We start from the raw sequence: 18124 nt of genomic DNA, 5'->3' as shown, positions 1-18124 counted from the left end.
TTAGACCGATATAGAGACCAGATAGGCAAAAGAACTTGTTCTTGAAACTGACCTCTGCTATAATGATTTGTGTAAAGGACGTGAGGGGGGCAGTATTAGACAACTCAAGTTCCTAAAAACGAAATTGGAGATAAAGAAATGAAAAAATTATTGGGGATTGTATTTTTAGTAGCAGCAGCGACAGTAGTGTATTTTGGTTCTGTTGGCTGGCCAAGTTTAAATGTCAACCTCTGGTCATTGATTCCGGTAGGATTGTTTCTCTTTTTCACTCTAGAGAATCTTTGGAAAAAGGATTACAAGGCTAGTCTGATGTGTTTGATTATTGCCTTTATTATTGCGAATGCAATTTTGGACTTTTTGCCAATTTCAAGTGGTTTGGTGATTGGAGCAGGTGTACTAGCTTGTGTAGGTATTGGTTACCTCTTTCCTGATAAAGAAGGAAAATAGAAATTGATGAAAAAATAGATAAAGAAAAAAACACTTCAATCACTCTATTTCAGCTTGATTGAGGTGTTTTCAATTTCATTTTTTTATTTCTGAGCCATCAATTCAATAATCATTTCTATATACATGACAAGGGTTAATAAGAATCCTGCACGCCAGAAGAATTTGATGAATTTAGGATAGTAAAAGCTACGTTTTTTCAAAAGGAAGAAAAAAACGAGAATAATGGCTAGGAGTGAGAGGGCTAGGCCTAGTCTAGGGAGGAAATTATGGGTAAAGGTTTTAGCTGTAATAAGGTAATATTCAAATACCAAGACTGGAAAAGCCAAATCCGCAAAGTTTCGTCCTAGTTTTTTTAATCTAAAAAGTTTGGTTATGATAATGCAGACTACTAAGGTCAGTATCAATAATAAAATAGAGGCTAATTTCATTAAAATCATATCCATATTGTATCATAAAAAATGGCTAATGGAAACGAGAAACAGAGGAATTTATAGGAAAGTCAGGCTTTTGAGATTGTGGGTGATTTTTGTTATAATGAAAGTTATGAAATCTTATAATACCTTGAATGATTATTATCGAAAACTCTTTGGAGAAAAGACCTTTAAAGTCCCTATTGATGCGGGTTTTGACTGTCCCAATCGTGATGGAACTGTAGCTCATGGAGGCTGTACTTTTTGTACGGTTTCAGGTTCTGGAGATGCTATCGTAGCACCAGATGCGCCTATCCGTGAGCAATTTTATAAGGAAATTGACTTTATGCACCGCAAGTGGCCAGATGTTCAGAAGTATCTGGTTTATTTTCAAAATTTTACCAACACCCATGAAAAGGTGGAGGTCATCCGAGAGCGCTATGAGCAGGCTATCAATGAGCCAGGTGTAGTAGGAATCAATATTGGAACACGCCCAGACTGTTTACCAGACGAAACCATTGAATATTTGACTGAGTTATCGGAGCGCATGCATGTGACGGTTGAATTGGGCTTGCAGACCACTTATGAAACAACCTCTGACCTGATTAACCGCGCCCATTCTTATGAATTGTACGTGGAAACGGTTAAGCGTTTGAGAAAGTATCCTAAGATTGAGATTGTTTCTCATCTGATCAACGGTTTGCCTGGTGAAACCCATGAGATGATGGTTGAAAATGTTCGCCGCTGTGTCACGGATAACGATATTCAAGGGATTAAATTGCACTTGCTTCACCTCATGACCAATACGCGTATGCAACGGGATTACCACGAGGGACGTTTGCAACTGATGAGTCAGGACGAATATGTCAAGGTCATCTGTGATCAACTGGAAATCATTCCCAAGCATATCGTCATCCATCGAATCACAGGAGATGCACCTAGAGATATGCTGATTGGTCCTATGTGGAGCCTCAATAAATGGGAAGTGCTAAATGCTATTGAAGCTGAAATGCGACGTCGTGGAAGTGTTCAAGGATGCAAGGCTGTAAAACAGGAGTTTGAAAATGAAAAGACCACTTGAGATGGCACATGATTTTTTGGCTGAGGTAGTGACAAAAGACGATATCGTAGTGGATGCGACCATGGGAAATGGTCATGACACACTTTTTCTAGCCAAGCTAGCTAAGCAAGTCTATGCTTTTGATATTCAGGAGCAAGCCTTGGGAAAGACCCAAGAGCGTTTGAACCAAGCTGGCCTGACAAATGCCCAGTTAATCTTGCAAGGTCATGAGACACTGGACCAGTTTGTGACAGAAGCCAAGGCAGGAATTTTTAATCTAGGTTATCTGCCGTCAGCTGATAAGTCAGTCATTACCCAACCTCAGACGACGATTGAAGCATTAGAAAAGCTGTGTCATTTGCTCGTCAAAGGTGGACGGATTGCTATCATGATCTACTATGGTCATGAAGGAGGCGACCTCGAGAGGGATGCTGTCTTGGATTTTGTTAGCCAGTTGAACCAACAAGAGTACACAGCTGCCATTTACCGAACTTTAAACCAAGTCAACAACCCACCATTTTTAGTAATGATTGAAAAATTAGAGAGATATAGACATGGATAAACAATACCTACGTGAAAAGCTGGATGCCATGCGCCAGAATTTTGTCGAATCAACCCACCACGAACGAGCGGTGGGTGTGTTAGACCAAGCACACATGAGCAAAAAAATGCTTAAAATCAAGAAAAAATTAGTTGCTCTTGAAATGGAACGGTGCCAGAGAAAAATTGAGCACAAAGACTGTTCCAAGATTGACCAAAAAATCAAAGAGCAGAAGGAGATATTTGAATCCTGTTGTAAAAAAGACTAAGGAGGAATTGCGTGGAATTACTGATTTACCTCATCCTATTTTTACTGGTCTTGATTGTCTCGAGTACAACCAATAAGCTCCTGCCCTTTTTGCCTCTCCCTTTGGTGCAAATTCTTTTGGGAATTGTGATTGGTCTCTTTTTACCCAATACCGACTTTCACCTCAATACGGAGTTGTTTTTGGCACTGGTTATCGGGCCTTTGCTTTTCAGAGAGTCGGAAGAAGCGGACATTACAGCTATTTTAAAACACTGGCGAATCATTGTTTATCTCATATTTCCAGTGATTTTCATCTCGACCCTGAGTTTGGGTGGCTTGGCCCATCTTCTTTGGCTCAATCTTCCCTTGGCAGCTTGCTTGGCTGTTGGGGCAGCTCTTGGGCCTACGGATTTGGTGGCCTTTGCCTCTCTTTCGGAGCGGTTTAGCTTTCCAAAGCGCGTGTCCAATATTCTTAAGGGTGAAGGACTCTTGAATGATGCTTCTGGCTTGGTTGCCTTTCAGGTAGCTTTGACAGCTTGGACAACTGGAGCCTTTTCCCTGGGGCAAGCGAGTAGTTCGCTCATCTTTTCAATCCTAGGCGGTTTTTTGATTGGCTTTTTAACAGCCATGACCAACCGTTTCCTCCACACATTCTTGCTAAGTGTGCGCGCAACGGATATTGCCAGCGAACTTTTATTAGAATTGAGTTTGCCTCTGGTAACCTTCTTCCTGGCAGAAGAAGTCCATGTTTCAGGGATTATTGCCGTTGTAGTTGCAGGGATTTTAAAGGCAAGCCGTTTTAAGAAAATTACGCTCCTCGAAGCCCAAGTGGATACGGTGACTGAGACGGTCTGGCATACAGTGAACTTTATGCTCAACGGTTCTGTCTTTGTGATTTTAGGGATGGAGTTGGAAATGATAGCAGAACCTATCTTGACCAATCCAATCTACAATCCTCTGCTCTTGCTGGGATCTCTTGTCGCCCTGACCTTTGTCCTCTTTGCCATTCGTTTTGTCATGATTTATGGCTATTATGCCTACAGAACACGACGCCTAAAGAAAAAGCTAAATAAGTATATAAAGGACATGCTTCTCTTGACCTTCTCAGGTGTCAAGGGAACCGTGTCGATTGCTACAATCCTTCTGATACCAAGTAATCTAGAACAGAAGTATCCTCTCTTACTTTTCCTTGTCGCAGGTGTGACGCTTGTCAGCTTTTTAACAGGCCTCGTGGTCTTGCCTCATCTTTCTGATGAACAGGAAGAAAGCAAGGACTATCTCATGCATATCGCCATTTTGAATGAAGTAACGCTAGAGTTGGAAAAAGAGTTGGAAGATACCAGAAATAAGCTCCCTCTCTATGCGGCTATTGACAATTATCATGGACGTATTGAAAATCTCATCCTGAGTCAAGAAAATAAGGGGGCTCAAGAAGACTGGGAGGCCTTAAAACTTCTCATCCTCAGTATTGAAAGTGATGGTTTAGAACAGGCTTACGAAGAAGGCAAGATGAGTGAGCGTGCTTATCGGGTTTACCAACGTTATTTGAAAAACATGGAACAAAGTATCAATCGTAAGTTTGCGTCACGATTGACCTATTATTTCCTTGTTTCCTTGCGGATTTTACGTTTTCTCCTACACGAAGTCTTTACCTTTGGCAAGACCTTCCGCAGTTGGAAAAATGAAGAATCACAGAAACTCAGAGCCCTTGACTATGATCAAATTGCAGAGCTCTATCTAGAAAATACAGAGATGATTATCGAAAGTTTGGAGAACCTAAAAGGTGTTTACAAGAGTTCTTTAATCAGCTTCATGCAAGATTCTCGTCTCCGTGAAACAGCTATCATCACTAGTGGTGCCTTTGTCGAACGGGTTATCAATCGTGTCAAACCCAACAATATTGATGAAATGCTGAGAGGCTATTATCTGGAGCGCAAGTTGATATTCGAATATGAAGAAAAACGATTGATTACGACCAAGTATGCCAAGAAGTTACGACAAAATGTCAATAATTTAGAAAACTATTCCTTGAAGGAAGCTGCCAATACCCTGCCTTATGATATGATGGAATTGGTAAGAAGAAATTAATCAAGATTATAAGTGAAGGAGTGTGACATGAAGAAGTGGTGGAAAGAGTTGATAGACAAGCCTTTAGTAAAAGCTTTTTTGCATTATTATCAAGCATCAGATAGTGAGTTGACCAGTGTCGCAGTAGCCTACTATTGGTTGATTTCGATTTTTCCACTTCTTTTGGTGGTGGTTAATATCCTCCCTTATTTTCGGATTCCAGTTTCTAATTTTTTAAAGGTTGTCAATGAATTCTTGCCGGAAAGCATGTATGATGTGGTCGCAAAGATTATTACAGAAGTGCTGACCCAACCTTCAACAGGCTTATTGAGTTTTGCGGTTTTATCAGCCCTCTGGACCTTTTCAAAATCCATGAATTTCCTACAGAAAGCCTTTAATAAAGCTTACGGAGTAGCTAAAAATCGTGGGATGATTTCTCATCAACTCATGAGTTTGTTTGTCAGTTTTGGTCTGCAGATTCTCTTTGCCTTAGCTCTTTTTCTGAGTGTCTTTGGTCGAATGCTTCTCAACCTTATCAAGAGCTACTGGAAATCGGATAGTCCTCTCTTTGATTATCTACAGGATCTGACAGGCCCCTTGGTCTATGCTTTGATTTTTGCCATCCTGGTCATGCTCTACTATTTTCTACCCAATGTTAAGGTGCGAAGGATTCGATCTGTATTGCCAGGTAGCACCTTTGTCTTGTTAACTCTGGCCTTACTTCTCAATATCTTTTCAGTCTATGTTAACAATTATGTCAATCACCTAGTGGACGTCCGTTTTTTCAGTTCTATTGTTGTAGTAGTCATGATGTTCTGGTTTATTCTCATAGCTAAGATTTTAATTGTCGGAGCGGTGATCAATGCCAGTGTTCAGAGTTTGAAAGATAAGAGCTTGAGAATAAATTAACTCATTTTTTATCCATTACAAAACGCATACTATCAGGCTTTATAAAACCTTGATAATATGCGCTTTTTTGATTATGAAAATTAATAGATAAACATGGCATCACCGAAACTGAAGAAGCGGTAGTGTTCTTGAATGGCATGGTGATAAGCGTCTAAGACTAATTCACGGCCAGCAAAGGCAGAAACCAACATAACCAGAGTTGATTTTGGTAGGTGGAAGTTGGTTGAAAAGGCATCTACAACCTTCCATTCGTAGCCAGGTTTGATAAAGATATTGGTCCAGCCAGAATCTGCTTGGATTTGCCCATCAAACTTAGAACCAATAGTCTCCAAGGTGCGGATAGAAGTGGTTCCGACAGCGATGACGCGACCACCATTTTCCTTAACAGAGCGAAGGGTGGCAGCAGCTTCCTCAGAAAGTTGGTAGAATTCTGAGTGCATTTCGTGTTCGTCCAGATTGTCAACTGAAACGGGTCTAAAGGTTCCGAGTCCGACATGAAGAGTCAGATAGACTAGATGAACACCCTTAGCTTGGATTTCTGCTAGCAGTTCTTTGGTGAAGTGAAGACCAGCAGTCGGTGCTGCAGCAGAGCCACTTTCTTTAGCGTAGACAGTTTGATAACGTTCACGGTCATCCAATTTTTCATGGATATAAGGTGGTAATGGCATTTCTCCCAGACTTTCCAAGACTTCTAGGAAAATTCCTTGGTATTCAAAGCGGACGATACGGCCCCCGTGGGTCAATTCTTCCGTAACGACAGCGCTGAGACGGCCGTCACCAAAGCTGACACGAGTGCCAACCTTGAGGCGTTTGGCAGGTTTAGCCAGAACTTCCCACTCATCTCCATTAGTATTTTTCAGCAGGAGAAGTTCCACATGACCTCCAGTTTCTTCCTTTTGGCCATAGAGGCGGGCAGGGAGAACGCGGGTGTCATTCATAACAAGGGCATCACCTGGTTCCAGCATATCAATAATAGAGTGGAAGTGTTTATCCTGCATTTCTCCCGTCTCACGGTTGACAATGAGGAGTTTAGAGGCATCTCGTTTTTCAAGGGGCGTTTGGGCAATCAATTCTTCTGGCAAGTGGAAATCAAAATCAGCTGTATTCATATTTCTGTTCATTCTTTCTAAGTTCTAATCTTATCCATTATAACATGTTTCAAGTTTGGACGCTCTTTTTTTAGAAATTAAATCGTTTTCACTTGACAAAAATTGGTCTATACCATATAATAAATATAGACAGAAATGGAGGATGAAAAGATGAAAGTCATTAAAGTTGAAAACCAAGTTCAAGGTGGAAAAGTTGCTTTTGATATTTTGAAGGATAAATTGGCCAATGGAGCTCAAACCCTAGGACTTGCGACAGGAAGTAGCCCACTAGAATTTTACAAGGAAATTGTTGAAAGTGACCTTGATTTTTCAAATCTAACTAGTGTCAACCTTGATGAATATGTAGGCCTTGATGGTGACAATCCACAGTCTTATCGTTACTTCATGCAAGAAAACTTGTTTAATCAAAAACCATTTAAAGAAAGTTTCTTGCCTCGTGGGGTTAAGGACAATGCTGAAGCTGAAGTTGAACGCTACAACCAAATTTTGGCTGACCATCCTGTTGACCTCCAAATCTTGGGAATCGGTCGCAATGGACATATCGGATTTAATGAACCAGGTACCCCATTTGACAGTCAAACGCATCTAGTAGAACTTGACCAGTCTACTATCGAAGCTAATGCGCGCTTTTTTGACAAGATTGAAGACGTTCCAACCCAAGCCATTTCAATGGGGATTAAAAATATCTTGGATGCTAAGTCAATTCTTCTCTTTGCTTACGGTGCATCAAAAGCAGAAGCCATTGCCGGAACAGTGTCTGGACCAGTAACTGAGAATCTACCAGCAAGTAGCTTGCAAAATCATCCAGATGTGACCATCATCGCAGATGCTGAAGCGCTTAGCTTACTTGAAAAATAAAAAATGGAACCGTTCAGTATGTTCTGCTGAGTGCTTTCAAGACTTGTATAAATGGCAGAAAAAATCAAAATTAAACCGCATTTTTTCTTGACAATTATTCCTTTTACGTGTAAAATAGAATAGATCTTGAACTTGAAGGGAGTGAAAAAAATGTCTAAAACAGTAGTACGTAAGAATGAATCTCTTGACGACGCACTTCGTCGTTTCAAACGTGCGGTTACTAAAGCTGGTACTCTTCAAGAAACACGCAAACGTGAATTCTATGAAAAACCTTCTGTAAAACGTAAACGTAAATCAGAAGCAGCTCGTAAACGTAAAAAATTCTAATTAGAAATGAAAGGCTGGAGAAATCTAGTCTTTTTTCTTTCAATACTCTTCGAAAATCTCTTCAAACCTCGTCAACGTCGCCTTGGATTATATATGTGACTGACTTCGTCAGTCTTATCTACAACCTCAAAGCAGTGCTTCGAGCAACCTGCGGCTAGTTTCCTAGTTTCCTAGTTTCCTAGTTTGCTCTTTGATTTTCATTGAGTATAAATAAATACTTCAAAGCCTGCAAAAATCTGAAACTTCCTCCCACAATTTGATATAATAGTAAAAAGAACTCGATTGAAGGAGGAAATGATGTCGGTTTTAGTAAAAGAAGTGATTGAAAAGCTTAGACTAGACATTGTCTATGGCGAACCAGAATTGCTTGAAAAGGAAATCAATACAGCGGATATTACGCGACCTGGTCTTGAAATGACAGGTTATTTTGACTACTACACGCCAGAACGGATCCAGCTCTTGGGGATGAAGGAGTGGTCTTATCTGATCAGCATGCCTTCCAACAGCCGTTATGAAGTTTTGAAAAAAATGTTTCTACCTGAGACACCTGCGGTCATTGTTGCCCGTGGTTTGGTGGTTCCAGAGGAGATGTTAAAGGCAGCCAGAGAATGTAAGATTGCCATTTTAACCAGCCGTACGGCTACTAGTCGTTTGTCTGGAGAGTTATCTAGCTATCTGGATTCTCGTTTGGCAGAACGTACCAGTGTGCATGGAGTCTTGATGGATATCTATGGGATGGGTGTCTTGATTCAGGGCGATAGTGGAATCGGTAAGAGTGAGACAGGTCTAGAACTTGTCAAACGTGGTCACCGCTTGGTAGCTGATGACCGTGTCGATATCTTTGCCAAGGATGAGATTACTCTTTGGGGTGAACCGGCTGAAATCTTGAGACACCTGATTGAAATTCGTGGGGTTGGGATTATCGATGTTATGAGTCTCTACGGTGCGAGTGCGGTCAAGGACTCTTCACAGGTTCAACTTGCTGTCTATTTGGAAAACTATGATACACATAAGACCTTTGATCGTCTTGGCAACAATCCAGAGGAACTAGAAATTTCTGGCGTAGCCATTCCTCGTATCCGCATCCCAGTTAAAACAGGTCGTAATATCTCTGTCGTGATTGAGGCAGCTGCTATGAACTATCGTGCCAAGGAAATGGGCTTTGATGCGACCCGTTTGTTCGAAGAACGCTTGACAAATCTCATTGCTCAAAACGAGGTGCCTAATGCTTGATCCAATTGCTATTCATCTAGGTCCTCTAGCCATTCGTTGGTATGCCTTGTGTATTGTGACAGGCTTGATTCTTGCGGTTTATTTGACCATGAAAGAAGCGCCTAGAAAGAAGATCATACCAGACGATATTTTAGATTTTATCTTGATAGCCTTTCCCTTGGCTATTTTAGGAGCACGTCTCTACTATGTTATTTTCCGTTTTGATTACTATAGTCAGAATTTGGGAGAGATTTTTGCCATTTGGAATGGTGGTTTGGCTATTTACGGTGGTTTGATTACAGGGGCTATTGTACTTTATATCTTTGCTGATCGTAAACTTATCAATACTTGGGATTTTCTAGATATTGCAGCGCCTAGCGTTATGATTGCCCAAAGTTTGGGTCGCTGGGGCAATTTCTTTAACCAAGAAGCTTATGGTGCAGCAGTGGATAATTTGGATTATCTACCTGCCTTTATCCGTGATCAGATGTATATTGAGGGGAGCTACCGTCAACCGACCTTCCTTTATGAGTCTCTATGGAATCTACTTGGCTTTGCCTTGATTTTGATATTGAGACGAAAATGGAAGAGTCTCAGACGAGGTCATATCACTGCTTTCTACTTGATTTGGTATGGTTTTGGTCGTATGGTCATCGAAGGTATGCGGACAGATAGTCTCATGTTCTTTGGCCTTCGAGTGTCTCAATGGCTATCAGTTATCCTTATCGGTCTCGGTATTTTTATCATTCTTTATCAAAATCGAAAGAAGGCCCCTTACTATGTTACAGAGGAGGAAAAATAAATGTTAGAAGTTGCATATATTCTTGTTGCCCTAGCTTTGATTGTCTTTTTAGTCTATCTAATCATTACTGTACAAAAGCTTGGTCGTGTTATCGATGAAACAGAGAAGGCGATTAAAACCTTGACTTCAGATGTGGATGTGACCTTGCATCATACCAATGAATTGCTGGCTAAGGTCAATGTCTTGGCAGATGATATCAATGTCAAGGTGGCAACGATTGATCCACTCTTTAATGCTGTCGCAGATTTATCTCTATCTGTTTCAGACCTCAATGACCATGCGCGTGTCTTGAGCAAGAAAGCTTCCTCAGCTGGTTCAAAAACACTCAAGACCGGTGCAAGTTTGTCAGCTCTTCGTCTTGCAAGTAAATTTTTCAAAAAATAAAAAAGGAGAATCCTTATGGGTAAACTATCCTCAATCCTTTTAGGAACCGTTTCAGGTGCAGCTCTTGCCTTGTTTTTAACAAGCGACAAGGGCAAACAAGTTTGCAGTCAGGCTCAAGATTTTCTAGATGATTTGAGAGAAGATCCGGAGTATGCCAAGGAGCAGGTCTGTGAAAAACTGACAGAAGTTAAGGATCAGGCTACAGATTTTGTTCTGAAAACCAAAGAACAGGTAGAGTCAGGTGAAATCACTGTGGACAGTGTACTTGCTCAAGCCAAATCATGTGCTCGTCAAGCAACAGAAGCATCAAAAAATCAATTCAATAACCTCAAGGAGCAATGGCAAGAAAAGGCAGAAATTCTTGACCAAGCAGAAGAGATTGTGATTGATATCAAAGAAGAAAAAATCTAGATTTGATGAGACTGGGCAAAAACTCAATTCTAGGAAAAAAATGAAGTAAATCTTTTTACAATAAAACACATAATATCAAGTTTTTTCAATACTTGATATTATGTGTTTTTTGATTTTAAAGGCTTTTTAATAAACTTTTTTTAAATACATGAGTGTTATGAATTTTTATGGTATAATGGCAGTGTTGGAAGTGAAATATTTATACTCTTCGAAAATCTCTTCAAACTACGTCAGCTTCACCTTGCCGTACTCCAGTACAGCCTGCGGCTAGCTTCCTAGTTTGCTCTTTGATTTTCATTGAGTATTACATTTTTTTATATTTTACTGATATTTTAGTAATATTAAGCAATCCATTTTCTATGATTAGAAATCAATGTGGTAGTTTATGATGAAGTAGAGGAAAAGCTCTAAAATTTTAGTCAAGAAACGATTTAGTATTCTGTCTATGTAAAATATTAGAAGCCTCTATTTTGTAAAAAATAGTTAGAAAGAAAGTTGGTAAAATGAAAGATATTTTTAATAAACGTCAACGTTTTTCGATTCGAAAGTTTTCTGTTGGAGTGGCTTCTGTATTAATAGGAATTGCCTTGTTTACACCATCTCAGGGAGTGCTTGCTTCTACGGAAAATTCCCCATCTTCTGTGGAGAAAAGAGAAGCAGTTCAACCTATACCAGATAATCAAAATAATCCTGCTTCTGAGTTAGATACCAGAGATGTTCCAATAAGATCTACAAGGACTACAGAACTCGGTACATCTGGGGATAAGGAAAATAATAGCTTGATCACAAGGGCTTCCGTGGCGGGTGAAGACAGATCAAGCACTCCAGAGGTGAGAGCAGCATCCAATCCTTCCGAGGTTAAAAAGTATGAATTAACTGATGAGTATGCTAAGCAAATAAAAGCAGGAGTAATCGGTTCAGAAGGTAATAAGCTTGACAGTTTGTTACTAAACGGCCCTAAGTTAAGTCCAGAAGCTTATACAGATGAAGATTACTTGAAGGATAAAGAAGAACTTTATATTTATGAAAAGGACGGAAAAAAGTATGTAGGCTATAATAGTCATCCTATGTTAGAAGATACTGATGGTGATGGTATTATTGACAGTAAAGAAAAGCCAGATGAAAAATTAAAATGGAATGTCAGTGAGCGCGATATGATTATGTTCATGGAATTGTCTTACCGTGATGATGATTATATTGATAAAGTTTTAAATAATAAGAAGCAATTAACAGAGGCGGATTTATACAAAAAGAAAGGCGAAAGTAAACCACGCTATGAATACATGATGATGAATAGGGAATTAGCTCCTTATTGGAAAAGAAAGAAAAGCTATCATACATCCAGTGGACTAGATGCTGTCTTGTATGAAACTAAGAGTGATTTCTTATATTTACCAAATGGAACTGCACAAGTGTTAGCCTTTCGTGGAACAAGTGATGCCAAAGATATTGTGGCTGATGGAGTACTTGGAGTAGGAAGCAATCCTCAGCAAGGGAACGATGCAGAAAATATCATGCGCGAACTAGCTAAAGATAAGAGTATTACCAATCTTTATTTGACAGGACACTCTTTAGGAGGATATTTGGTACAACGGGCAATGGTTGAAGCCTATCAGTTGGCATATTCTGACAGCAGAGTCATGTCTTCTAAAGACCAGCGGGCTTATAGAAACTTTTATAATAATGTCTTAAAAAAAGGAACAACCTTTAATGCCCCAAAAGTGAGGACAAGTTATTTCTCATCATCTGAATTTTGGCAAAAAGGTTTAGATAGCAAAAAAATAGCTAAGTCTGGTAAAATGACTCATTATATTGTTGATAATGATTCGACGATAAGAAAAGGTGTCAGCAATGATAGTGATGTTGTTATAAATGTTGGACGGACAAGCGGAGGTCATAGTTCACGTTCTTATTTTGAAGCCGATCTGATTAATAGACGATCAGAGTTTATGTCTGGGAAACGAATTTCCTTAGATGGGACAGGTTATCAAGATAAAAAAATTACAACAGTTAAATCTGTAGAAAAAGTTGGAGAAACTACTGTATACAGTAAAAGCGGAGATGACATCATTAAGTCAACAACTGTGAGTATGAAAGATCCTGATACAGGACAGATTACTAAAAATACACTTGATGAAGTGTTTAAGAAAGATGGTGCCAAGGCTAAGGTTGTCGTTACACCACTTGATCCAAGTGTTCGTTATGAAAAAGACGCCACAAGGGCTAAAGAAGAAGCAAAAGTCACAGTATCTGGTACTCCAGGCACTAGTACAGTAACGACAACTTATACAGTAAATCCAAACAATGGAGAAGCTATTGCACATGTAGGACAACCAGTAGTTAAGCAACCGGCAATAGAAACAGTTGTCAAAGTCGCAGCCAAGGATGAAGTAGAATACATTAAAAAAGGAGCCGACGTTGTTAAGAAGACAACAAGCTACACAGTAAACTCAAAAACTGGCAGTCTTACTTCGACTGATAAGGAAGAAGTAGTCAATAAAGGTGGCGCGAAGGATTTAGTTGAGTATAGTTCAGTTGAACCCAAAACAGTTTATTTAAAAGATGAGAACAGTCCAAAAGGTACTGATACTGTTCAATTTCCAGGGAGATCAGGAAAAACTAAAGTCACCACAACCTATAGCGTAAATCCAGTAAATGGAACCCTAACTCCATCAAAAGGCAAACCAGAAGTCGTAACTATACCAATAGCTAGAGTTGTAAAAGTGGGAGCGAAAGATAAAGTAGAAGTAGAAACAATCCCATCCCCAGTAAAATACGAAAAAGATATTAGTCGAGAAAAAGGTCAAGATAATATTACTGTTGCAGGAAAAGACGGAAGTAAAACAACAACAACGACTTATACAGTAAATCCAAACAATGGAGAAGCTATTGCACATGTAGGAAATCCAGTAATAGTAAATCCAACAGAAACAATAGTTAAAGTCGCAGCGAAGGACAAAGTAGTAGAAACATCGATTGAACCTGAAGTAGAATACGTTAAAGATGTTGAAAAAAACTTCGGTACAACATCTCAGCGTACTGAGGGTAAAAAAGGTAAAACAGTTACTACAACTACTTATGATGTAGATCCAAAGGACGGTCATATCACAGAACACGTTGGTAACCCAGTGGTCACACCAGCTGGTAAAACAATCGTTAAGGTTGGGGCTAAAACTAAGGTTGAGCGTAGCAAGGATGACCAAGGTCGTGAAGTTATCAACACTACAACTTATGAAGTTAATCCAAAAACAGGTAAGGTAACTCCTACAACAGTAACTACTTACGGAACAAGGAAAGAAGCAACGGTTGAGAAGAGAGTAGTACCATCTCCAGTAGTTTACGAAAAAGATGATACAAAAGAAAAAGGTACTGAAGCAATCACTGTTAAAGGTGAAGATGGTGAAGATACAATCATAACAACGTACAAAGTAAATTCAACAACAGGAGAAATTATCCCAACTGTAGGAAAACCAGTTCGTACGAAAGAACCAACTAATACGATCGTTAAAGTTCCAGCTAAGGATAAAGTAGAAGCAAGAGGCATCCCATTATCTAAGAGATATGTAAAAGATGCTAGTCGTGATAGAGGTCAAGACAATATTACTGTCCTAGGAAAAGCTGGAAGTAAGACCACCACAACGACCTACACAGTAAATCCAAATAGTGGGGAAGTTACTCCAAATGTAGGAGAGCCAGTAATAGTAAATCCAACGGATACAATTATCAAAGTAGCAGCAAAAGATAAAGTAGTATACTCTAAAGATGGGGATAACATTGTCAAAGAAGTTACTACATATACAGTAAATCCAACCAATGGAAACATCACAGAGCATACAGCAAAAGAAATGTTTAAAGAAAACGGATTGAAGGATAAAGTAGACGTAGAAACAATCCCATCTCCAGTAAAATACGAAAAAGATACTAGTCGCGAAAAAGGTCAAGATAATATTACTGTCCCAGGAAAAGCTGGAAGTAAGACCACCACAACGACTTACACATTAAATCCAAACAGTGGAGAAGCTATTGCACATGTAGGAGAGCCAGTAATAGTAAATCCAACAACTACTATCGTTAAAGTAGCAGCGAAAGATAAAGTAGTAACTTCTAAAGATGGAAATAACATTGTGAAGACAGCAACTTCATATACAGTAAATCCAGATAATGGAAACATAATAGAGCATACAACAAAAGAAACATTTAAAGAAAATGGATTGAAAGATAAAGTAGAAGTAGAAACAATCCCATCCCCAGTAAAATACGAAAAAGATGCTAGTCGTGATAGAGGTCAAGAAAATATTACTGTTGCAGGAAAAGACGGAAGTAAGACCACCACAACGACTTACACAGTAAATCCAGACAATGGGGAAGTTACTCCAAATGTAAGAAATCCAGTAATAGTAAATCCAACAGAAACAATAGTTAAAGTTGCGGCTAAGGATAAAGTAGTAGAAACACCAATTGAACCTGCAGTGGTTTATGAAAAAGATGACACTCGTGACTTCGGTACACCAGCTCAGCGTACTGAGGGTGAAAAAGGTAAAGCAGTTACTACAACTACTTACGATGTAGATCCAAAGGACGGTCATATCACAGAACACGTTGATAACCCAGTGGTCACCCCAGCTGGCAAAACAATCGTTAAGGTTGGGGCTAAAACTAAGGTTGAGCGTAGCAAGGATGACCAAGGTCGTGAAGTTATCAACACTACAACTTATGAAGTTGATCCAAAAACAGGTAAGGTAACTCCTACAACAGTAACTACTTACGGAACAAGGAAAGAAGCAACGGTTGAGAAGAGAGTAGTACCATCTCTAGTACGTTACGAAAAAGATGATACGAAAGAAAAAGGTACTGAAGTAATCACCGTTAAAGGTGAAGATGGTGAAGATACCATCACAACAACGTACAAAGTAAATCCAACAACAGGGGAAATTACCCCAACTGTAGGAAAACCAGTTCGTACGAAAGAACCAACAGAAACAGTTGTAAAAGTTCCAGCCAAAGACAAAGTAGTAGACACACTAATTGAACCCGCAGTGGTTTATGAAAAAGATGATACTCGTGACTTCGGTACACCAGCTCAGCGTACTGAGGGTGAAAAAGGTAAAACAGTTACTACAACCACTTACGATGTAGATCCAAAGGACGGTCATATTACAGAGCACGTTGGTCACCCAGTGGTCACCCCAGCAGGTAAGACAGTCGTTAAAGTAGGTGCGAAAACTAAGGTTGAACACTCTAAAGATCCTGAAGGTCGTGATGTGACTGATACCACTACCTATGAAGTTGATCCAAAAACAGGTAAGGTGACTCCAACAACAGTAACTACTTACGGAACAAGTAAAGAAGCAACGGTTGAGAAGAGAGTAGTACCATCATCAGTACGTTACGAAAAAGATGATACGAAAGAAAAAGGTACTGAAGCAATCACCGTTAAAGGTGAAGATGGTGAAGATACTATCACAACAACGTACAAAGTAAATCCAACAACAGGGGAAATTACCCCAAGTGTAGGAAAACCAGTTCGTACGAAAGAACCAACGAATACAGTCGTTAAAGTTGCAGCCAAGGACAAAGTAGTAGAAACACCGATTGAACCAGAAGTGGAATACGTTAAAGATGTTGAAAAAGACTTCGGTACACCAGATGAGCGTACTGAGGGTGAAAAAGGTAAAGCAGTTACTACAACCACTTACGATGTAGATCCAAAGAACGGTCATATCACAGCACACGTTGGTAATCCAGTCGTCACCCCAGCAGGCAAGACAATCGTTAAAGTTGGTGCGAAAACTAAGGTTGAACAATCTAAAGATTCTGAAGGTCTTGATGTAATTGATACCACTACCTATGAAGTTGATCCAAAAACAGGTAAGGTAACTCCGACAACAGTTCGAACTTATGGAATAACGAAAGAACCAAAAGTAGAGTTAGAACAAGATCCTAAGACAGGTGATGTTACAGTAACACCGAAGAAACCAGATGGTTCAACATACCCACCAGGAACTACGGTAGAAATCCCAGGTAAAGGTAACAAGCCAATCACAGTCACAATCGGTGAAGACGGTAAAGGTAAAGTACCAAACAGTGAATTACCAGAAGGTAAAGTTCCAGCTACAGGTAAGATTACTGAACCAGGTAAACCAGCTGTGGAAGTTCCAGTCGAAAATCCAGCTAAGGTAACAATTTTTGAAAATGGTGTATTACCGGCTTCAATTGAATTGCCAGAGCTAATGATTGAGGTTCGTTGGATTGATGAAGATGGAAATGTATTGAAATCATCCGTTAAGACAGGCAATGAAAAGGATGCTGAACATGGATCAATTCCAGGATATGAATTTGTACGAACTGTGATAGCTGAAAATGAACCAGTAATGACCCACATTTTCAGAAAAGTAAGTTCAAACACAAATACAATTCCAGTAACACCTGATACTAATGTAAATTCTGGTCACGATACACCTGAGCTAACAACTCCAACTCCAATTCCAGTTGTGCCAGTAATGCCTGATGCTAATGGAAATTCTGGTCAAGATACAGCTGCACCAACAACTTCAGTTCCAGATGCAGTTGCTCCGAATGCAGATCAGGTAGATACTAAGACTACTAATGATAATGGAGCTAAGTCAAATGATTCTCAAAATGTATTGCCAAATACAGGAACAGAATCAAATGCTGCTCTTGCATCTCTAGGACTTCTTGGTATGCTAGGTGGTCTCGGACTTGCTCTTGCAAAGAAAAAAGAAGACTAAAAATGTAGTCAAAATATGAATGGTTCATTGTTAAGTGGACAATAAATAAAAAAATAACAACAGCCTTGTTCCTCATTTCAAGAGGTGCAAGGCTGTTCTTGTATTCTCGAAAAAGTAGGTATCAATACTAAGAGATAGTGGATTGAAATAAAATGTACGCAAATCGATTGGTCAATTTCTAAAAATGAATTAGGAGTCGTGTTGGACTATTCCAACTTCAATCCGCTATACTCATTTGAAATCAAAGTTCCCTATTTGGTGATAGTCTATTCAAGAAATATCGTTGTATAAGGATATACTTTGAAATGATAGGCATAGGGAATCAATGATTGGATTTTTAATTAAAACTATCATCTATTTGTTTCTAAGACGTAAGTTTATGAATTTGACTTAAAATAATATAAATTTATATTCATGGTAGTTATTTGAAGAATATCTTAAAATTAAGGGTCGGATATCTATTGTTATGTATATTTATTTTTAATTATTATAAATAACTTGATTGCGCTTTCTTGAAACTTACTGAAAATTCGTGAAATTAGCCATATTTACACTATTTTGTTTGATTGAATATGTTAAAAGTGTTATAATC

Annotated in this window: 15 protein-coding genes; 13 read left to right on the top strand and 2 right to left on the bottom strand. The window is 39.2% G+C overall.

Annotation, left to right across the window (positions count from 1 at the left end):
* Positions 1 to 138: 138 nt before the first annotated feature.
* Positions 139 to 447 (top strand): hypothetical protein, encoded by a 309-nt coding sequence (locus tag KV696_RS09455; RefSeq protein WP_219967518.1) that lies wholly within the window; start codon positions 139 to 141, stop codon positions 445 to 447.
* Between the two features lie 83 nt (positions 448 to 530).
* Here the strand turns inward: KV696_RS09455 and KV696_RS09450 are convergent, their stop codons facing one another.
* A complete protein-coding gene (locus KV696_RS09450) occupies positions 531 to 890 on the bottom strand; it encodes a DUF3397 family protein (protein WP_219967517.1) in 360 nt (119 codons plus the stop codon).
* 91 nt (positions 891 to 981) lie between these two features.
* Between KV696_RS09450 and mnmL the strand changes: the two genes are divergently transcribed.
* The 5 genes from mnmL to KV696_RS09425 are packed head-to-tail and all read left to right on the top strand — an operon-like array spanning position 982 to position 5680.
* Positions 982 to 1938 (top strand): tRNA modification radical SAM protein MnmL/YtqA, encoded by a 957-nt coding sequence (gene mnmL / locus KV696_RS09445; RefSeq protein ID WP_203176152.1) that lies wholly within the window; start codon positions 982 to 984, stop codon positions 1936 to 1938.
* A complete protein-coding gene (gene mnmM, locus KV696_RS09440; RefSeq protein WP_203176150.1) occupies positions 1922 to 2479 on the top strand; it encodes a tRNA 5-(aminomethyl)-2-thiouridylate-methyltransferase MnmM in 558 nt (185 codons plus the stop codon). Before mnmL ends, mnmM begins: the two co-directional genes overlap by 17 nt.
* The gene (locus KV696_RS09435; protein ID WP_000361085.1) at positions 2472 to 2726 is read left to right on the top strand and encodes a hypothetical protein; all 255 of its coding nucleotides are present in this window, start codon (positions 2472 to 2474) and stop codon (positions 2724 to 2726) included. Before mnmM ends, KV696_RS09435 begins: the two co-directional genes overlap by 8 nt.
* A gap of 11 nt (positions 2727 to 2737) precedes the next feature.
* A complete protein-coding gene (locus tag KV696_RS09430) occupies positions 2738 to 4792 on the top strand; it encodes a cation:proton antiporter (RefSeq protein ID WP_219967516.1) in 2055 nt (684 codons plus the stop codon).
* A 27-nt stretch (positions 4793 to 4819) separates the two neighbouring features.
* Positions 4820 to 5680 carry a YihY/virulence factor BrkB family protein gene (locus KV696_RS09425; protein ID WP_219967515.1) on the top strand — a complete coding sequence of 287 codons (861 nt, stop codon included), beginning with the start codon at positions 4820 to 4822 and terminating at the stop codon, positions 5678 to 5680.
* An 80-nt stretch (positions 5681 to 5760) separates the two neighbouring features.
* Here KV696_RS09425 and queA read toward each other — a convergent pair whose 3' ends face one another.
* Positions 5761 to 6789 carry a tRNA preQ1(34) S-adenosylmethionine ribosyltransferase-isomerase QueA gene (queA, locus tag KV696_RS09420; RefSeq protein WP_125452876.1) on the bottom strand — a complete coding sequence of 343 codons (1029 nt, stop codon included), beginning with the start codon at positions 6787 to 6789 and terminating at the stop codon, positions 5761 to 5763.
* A 150-nt stretch (positions 6790 to 6939) separates the two neighbouring features.
* On the opposite strand from queA, the gene KV696_RS09415 reads away from it, so the two are divergent.
* The 7 genes from KV696_RS09415 (at position 6940) to KV696_RS09385 (ending at position 17532) form a co-directional block, all read left to right on the top strand.
* On the top strand, positions 6940 to 7647 hold the full coding sequence (locus tag KV696_RS09415) for a glucosamine-6-phosphate deaminase (RefSeq protein WP_219967514.1): 708 nt from the start codon (positions 6940 to 6942) through the stop codon (positions 7645 to 7647).
* A 150-nt stretch (positions 7648 to 7797) separates the two neighbouring features.
* Positions 7798 to 7974 (top strand): 30S ribosomal protein S21, encoded by a 177-nt coding sequence (rpsU, locus tag KV696_RS09410; protein WP_000048054.1) that lies wholly within the window; start codon positions 7798 to 7800, stop codon positions 7972 to 7974.
* 297 nt (positions 7975 to 8271) lie between these two features.
* On the top strand, positions 8272 to 9207 hold the full coding sequence (hprK, locus tag KV696_RS09405) for an HPr(Ser) kinase/phosphatase (RefSeq protein ID WP_173233320.1): 936 nt from the start codon (positions 8272 to 8274) through the stop codon (positions 9205 to 9207).
* Positions 9200 to 9988: a prolipoprotein diacylglyceryl transferase gene (gene lgt / locus KV696_RS09400; RefSeq protein ID WP_000886646.1), complete on the top strand. Its 789-nt coding sequence runs from the start codon at positions 9200 to 9202 to the stop codon at positions 9986 to 9988. Before hprK ends, lgt begins: the two co-directional genes overlap by 8 nt.
* The gene (locus tag KV696_RS09395) at positions 9989 to 10372 is read left to right on the top strand and encodes a DUF948 domain-containing protein (protein ID WP_219967513.1); all 384 of its coding nucleotides are present in this window, start codon (positions 9989 to 9991) and stop codon (positions 10370 to 10372) included. It abuts the gene before it with no gap.
* 15 nt (positions 10373 to 10387) lie between these two features.
* A complete protein-coding gene (locus KV696_RS09390; RefSeq protein ID WP_000517368.1) occupies positions 10388 to 10783 on the top strand; it encodes a YtxH domain-containing protein in 396 nt (131 codons plus the stop codon).
* Positions 10784 to 11286: 503 nt separating this feature from the next.
* Positions 11287 to 17532: a G5 domain-containing protein gene (locus tag KV696_RS09385; RefSeq protein WP_219967512.1), complete on the top strand. Its 6246-nt coding sequence runs from the start codon at positions 11287 to 11289 to the stop codon at positions 17530 to 17532.
* The last annotated feature ends 592 nt before the right edge of the window (positions 17533 to 18124 follow it).

This window comes from Streptococcus humanilactis (assembly GCF_019448275.1).
GTDB classification, from domain to species: domain Bacteria; phylum Bacillota; class Bacilli; order Lactobacillales; family Streptococcaceae; genus Streptococcus; species Streptococcus humanilactis.
This window is presented reverse-complemented; position numbering and strand designations above follow the sequence as displayed.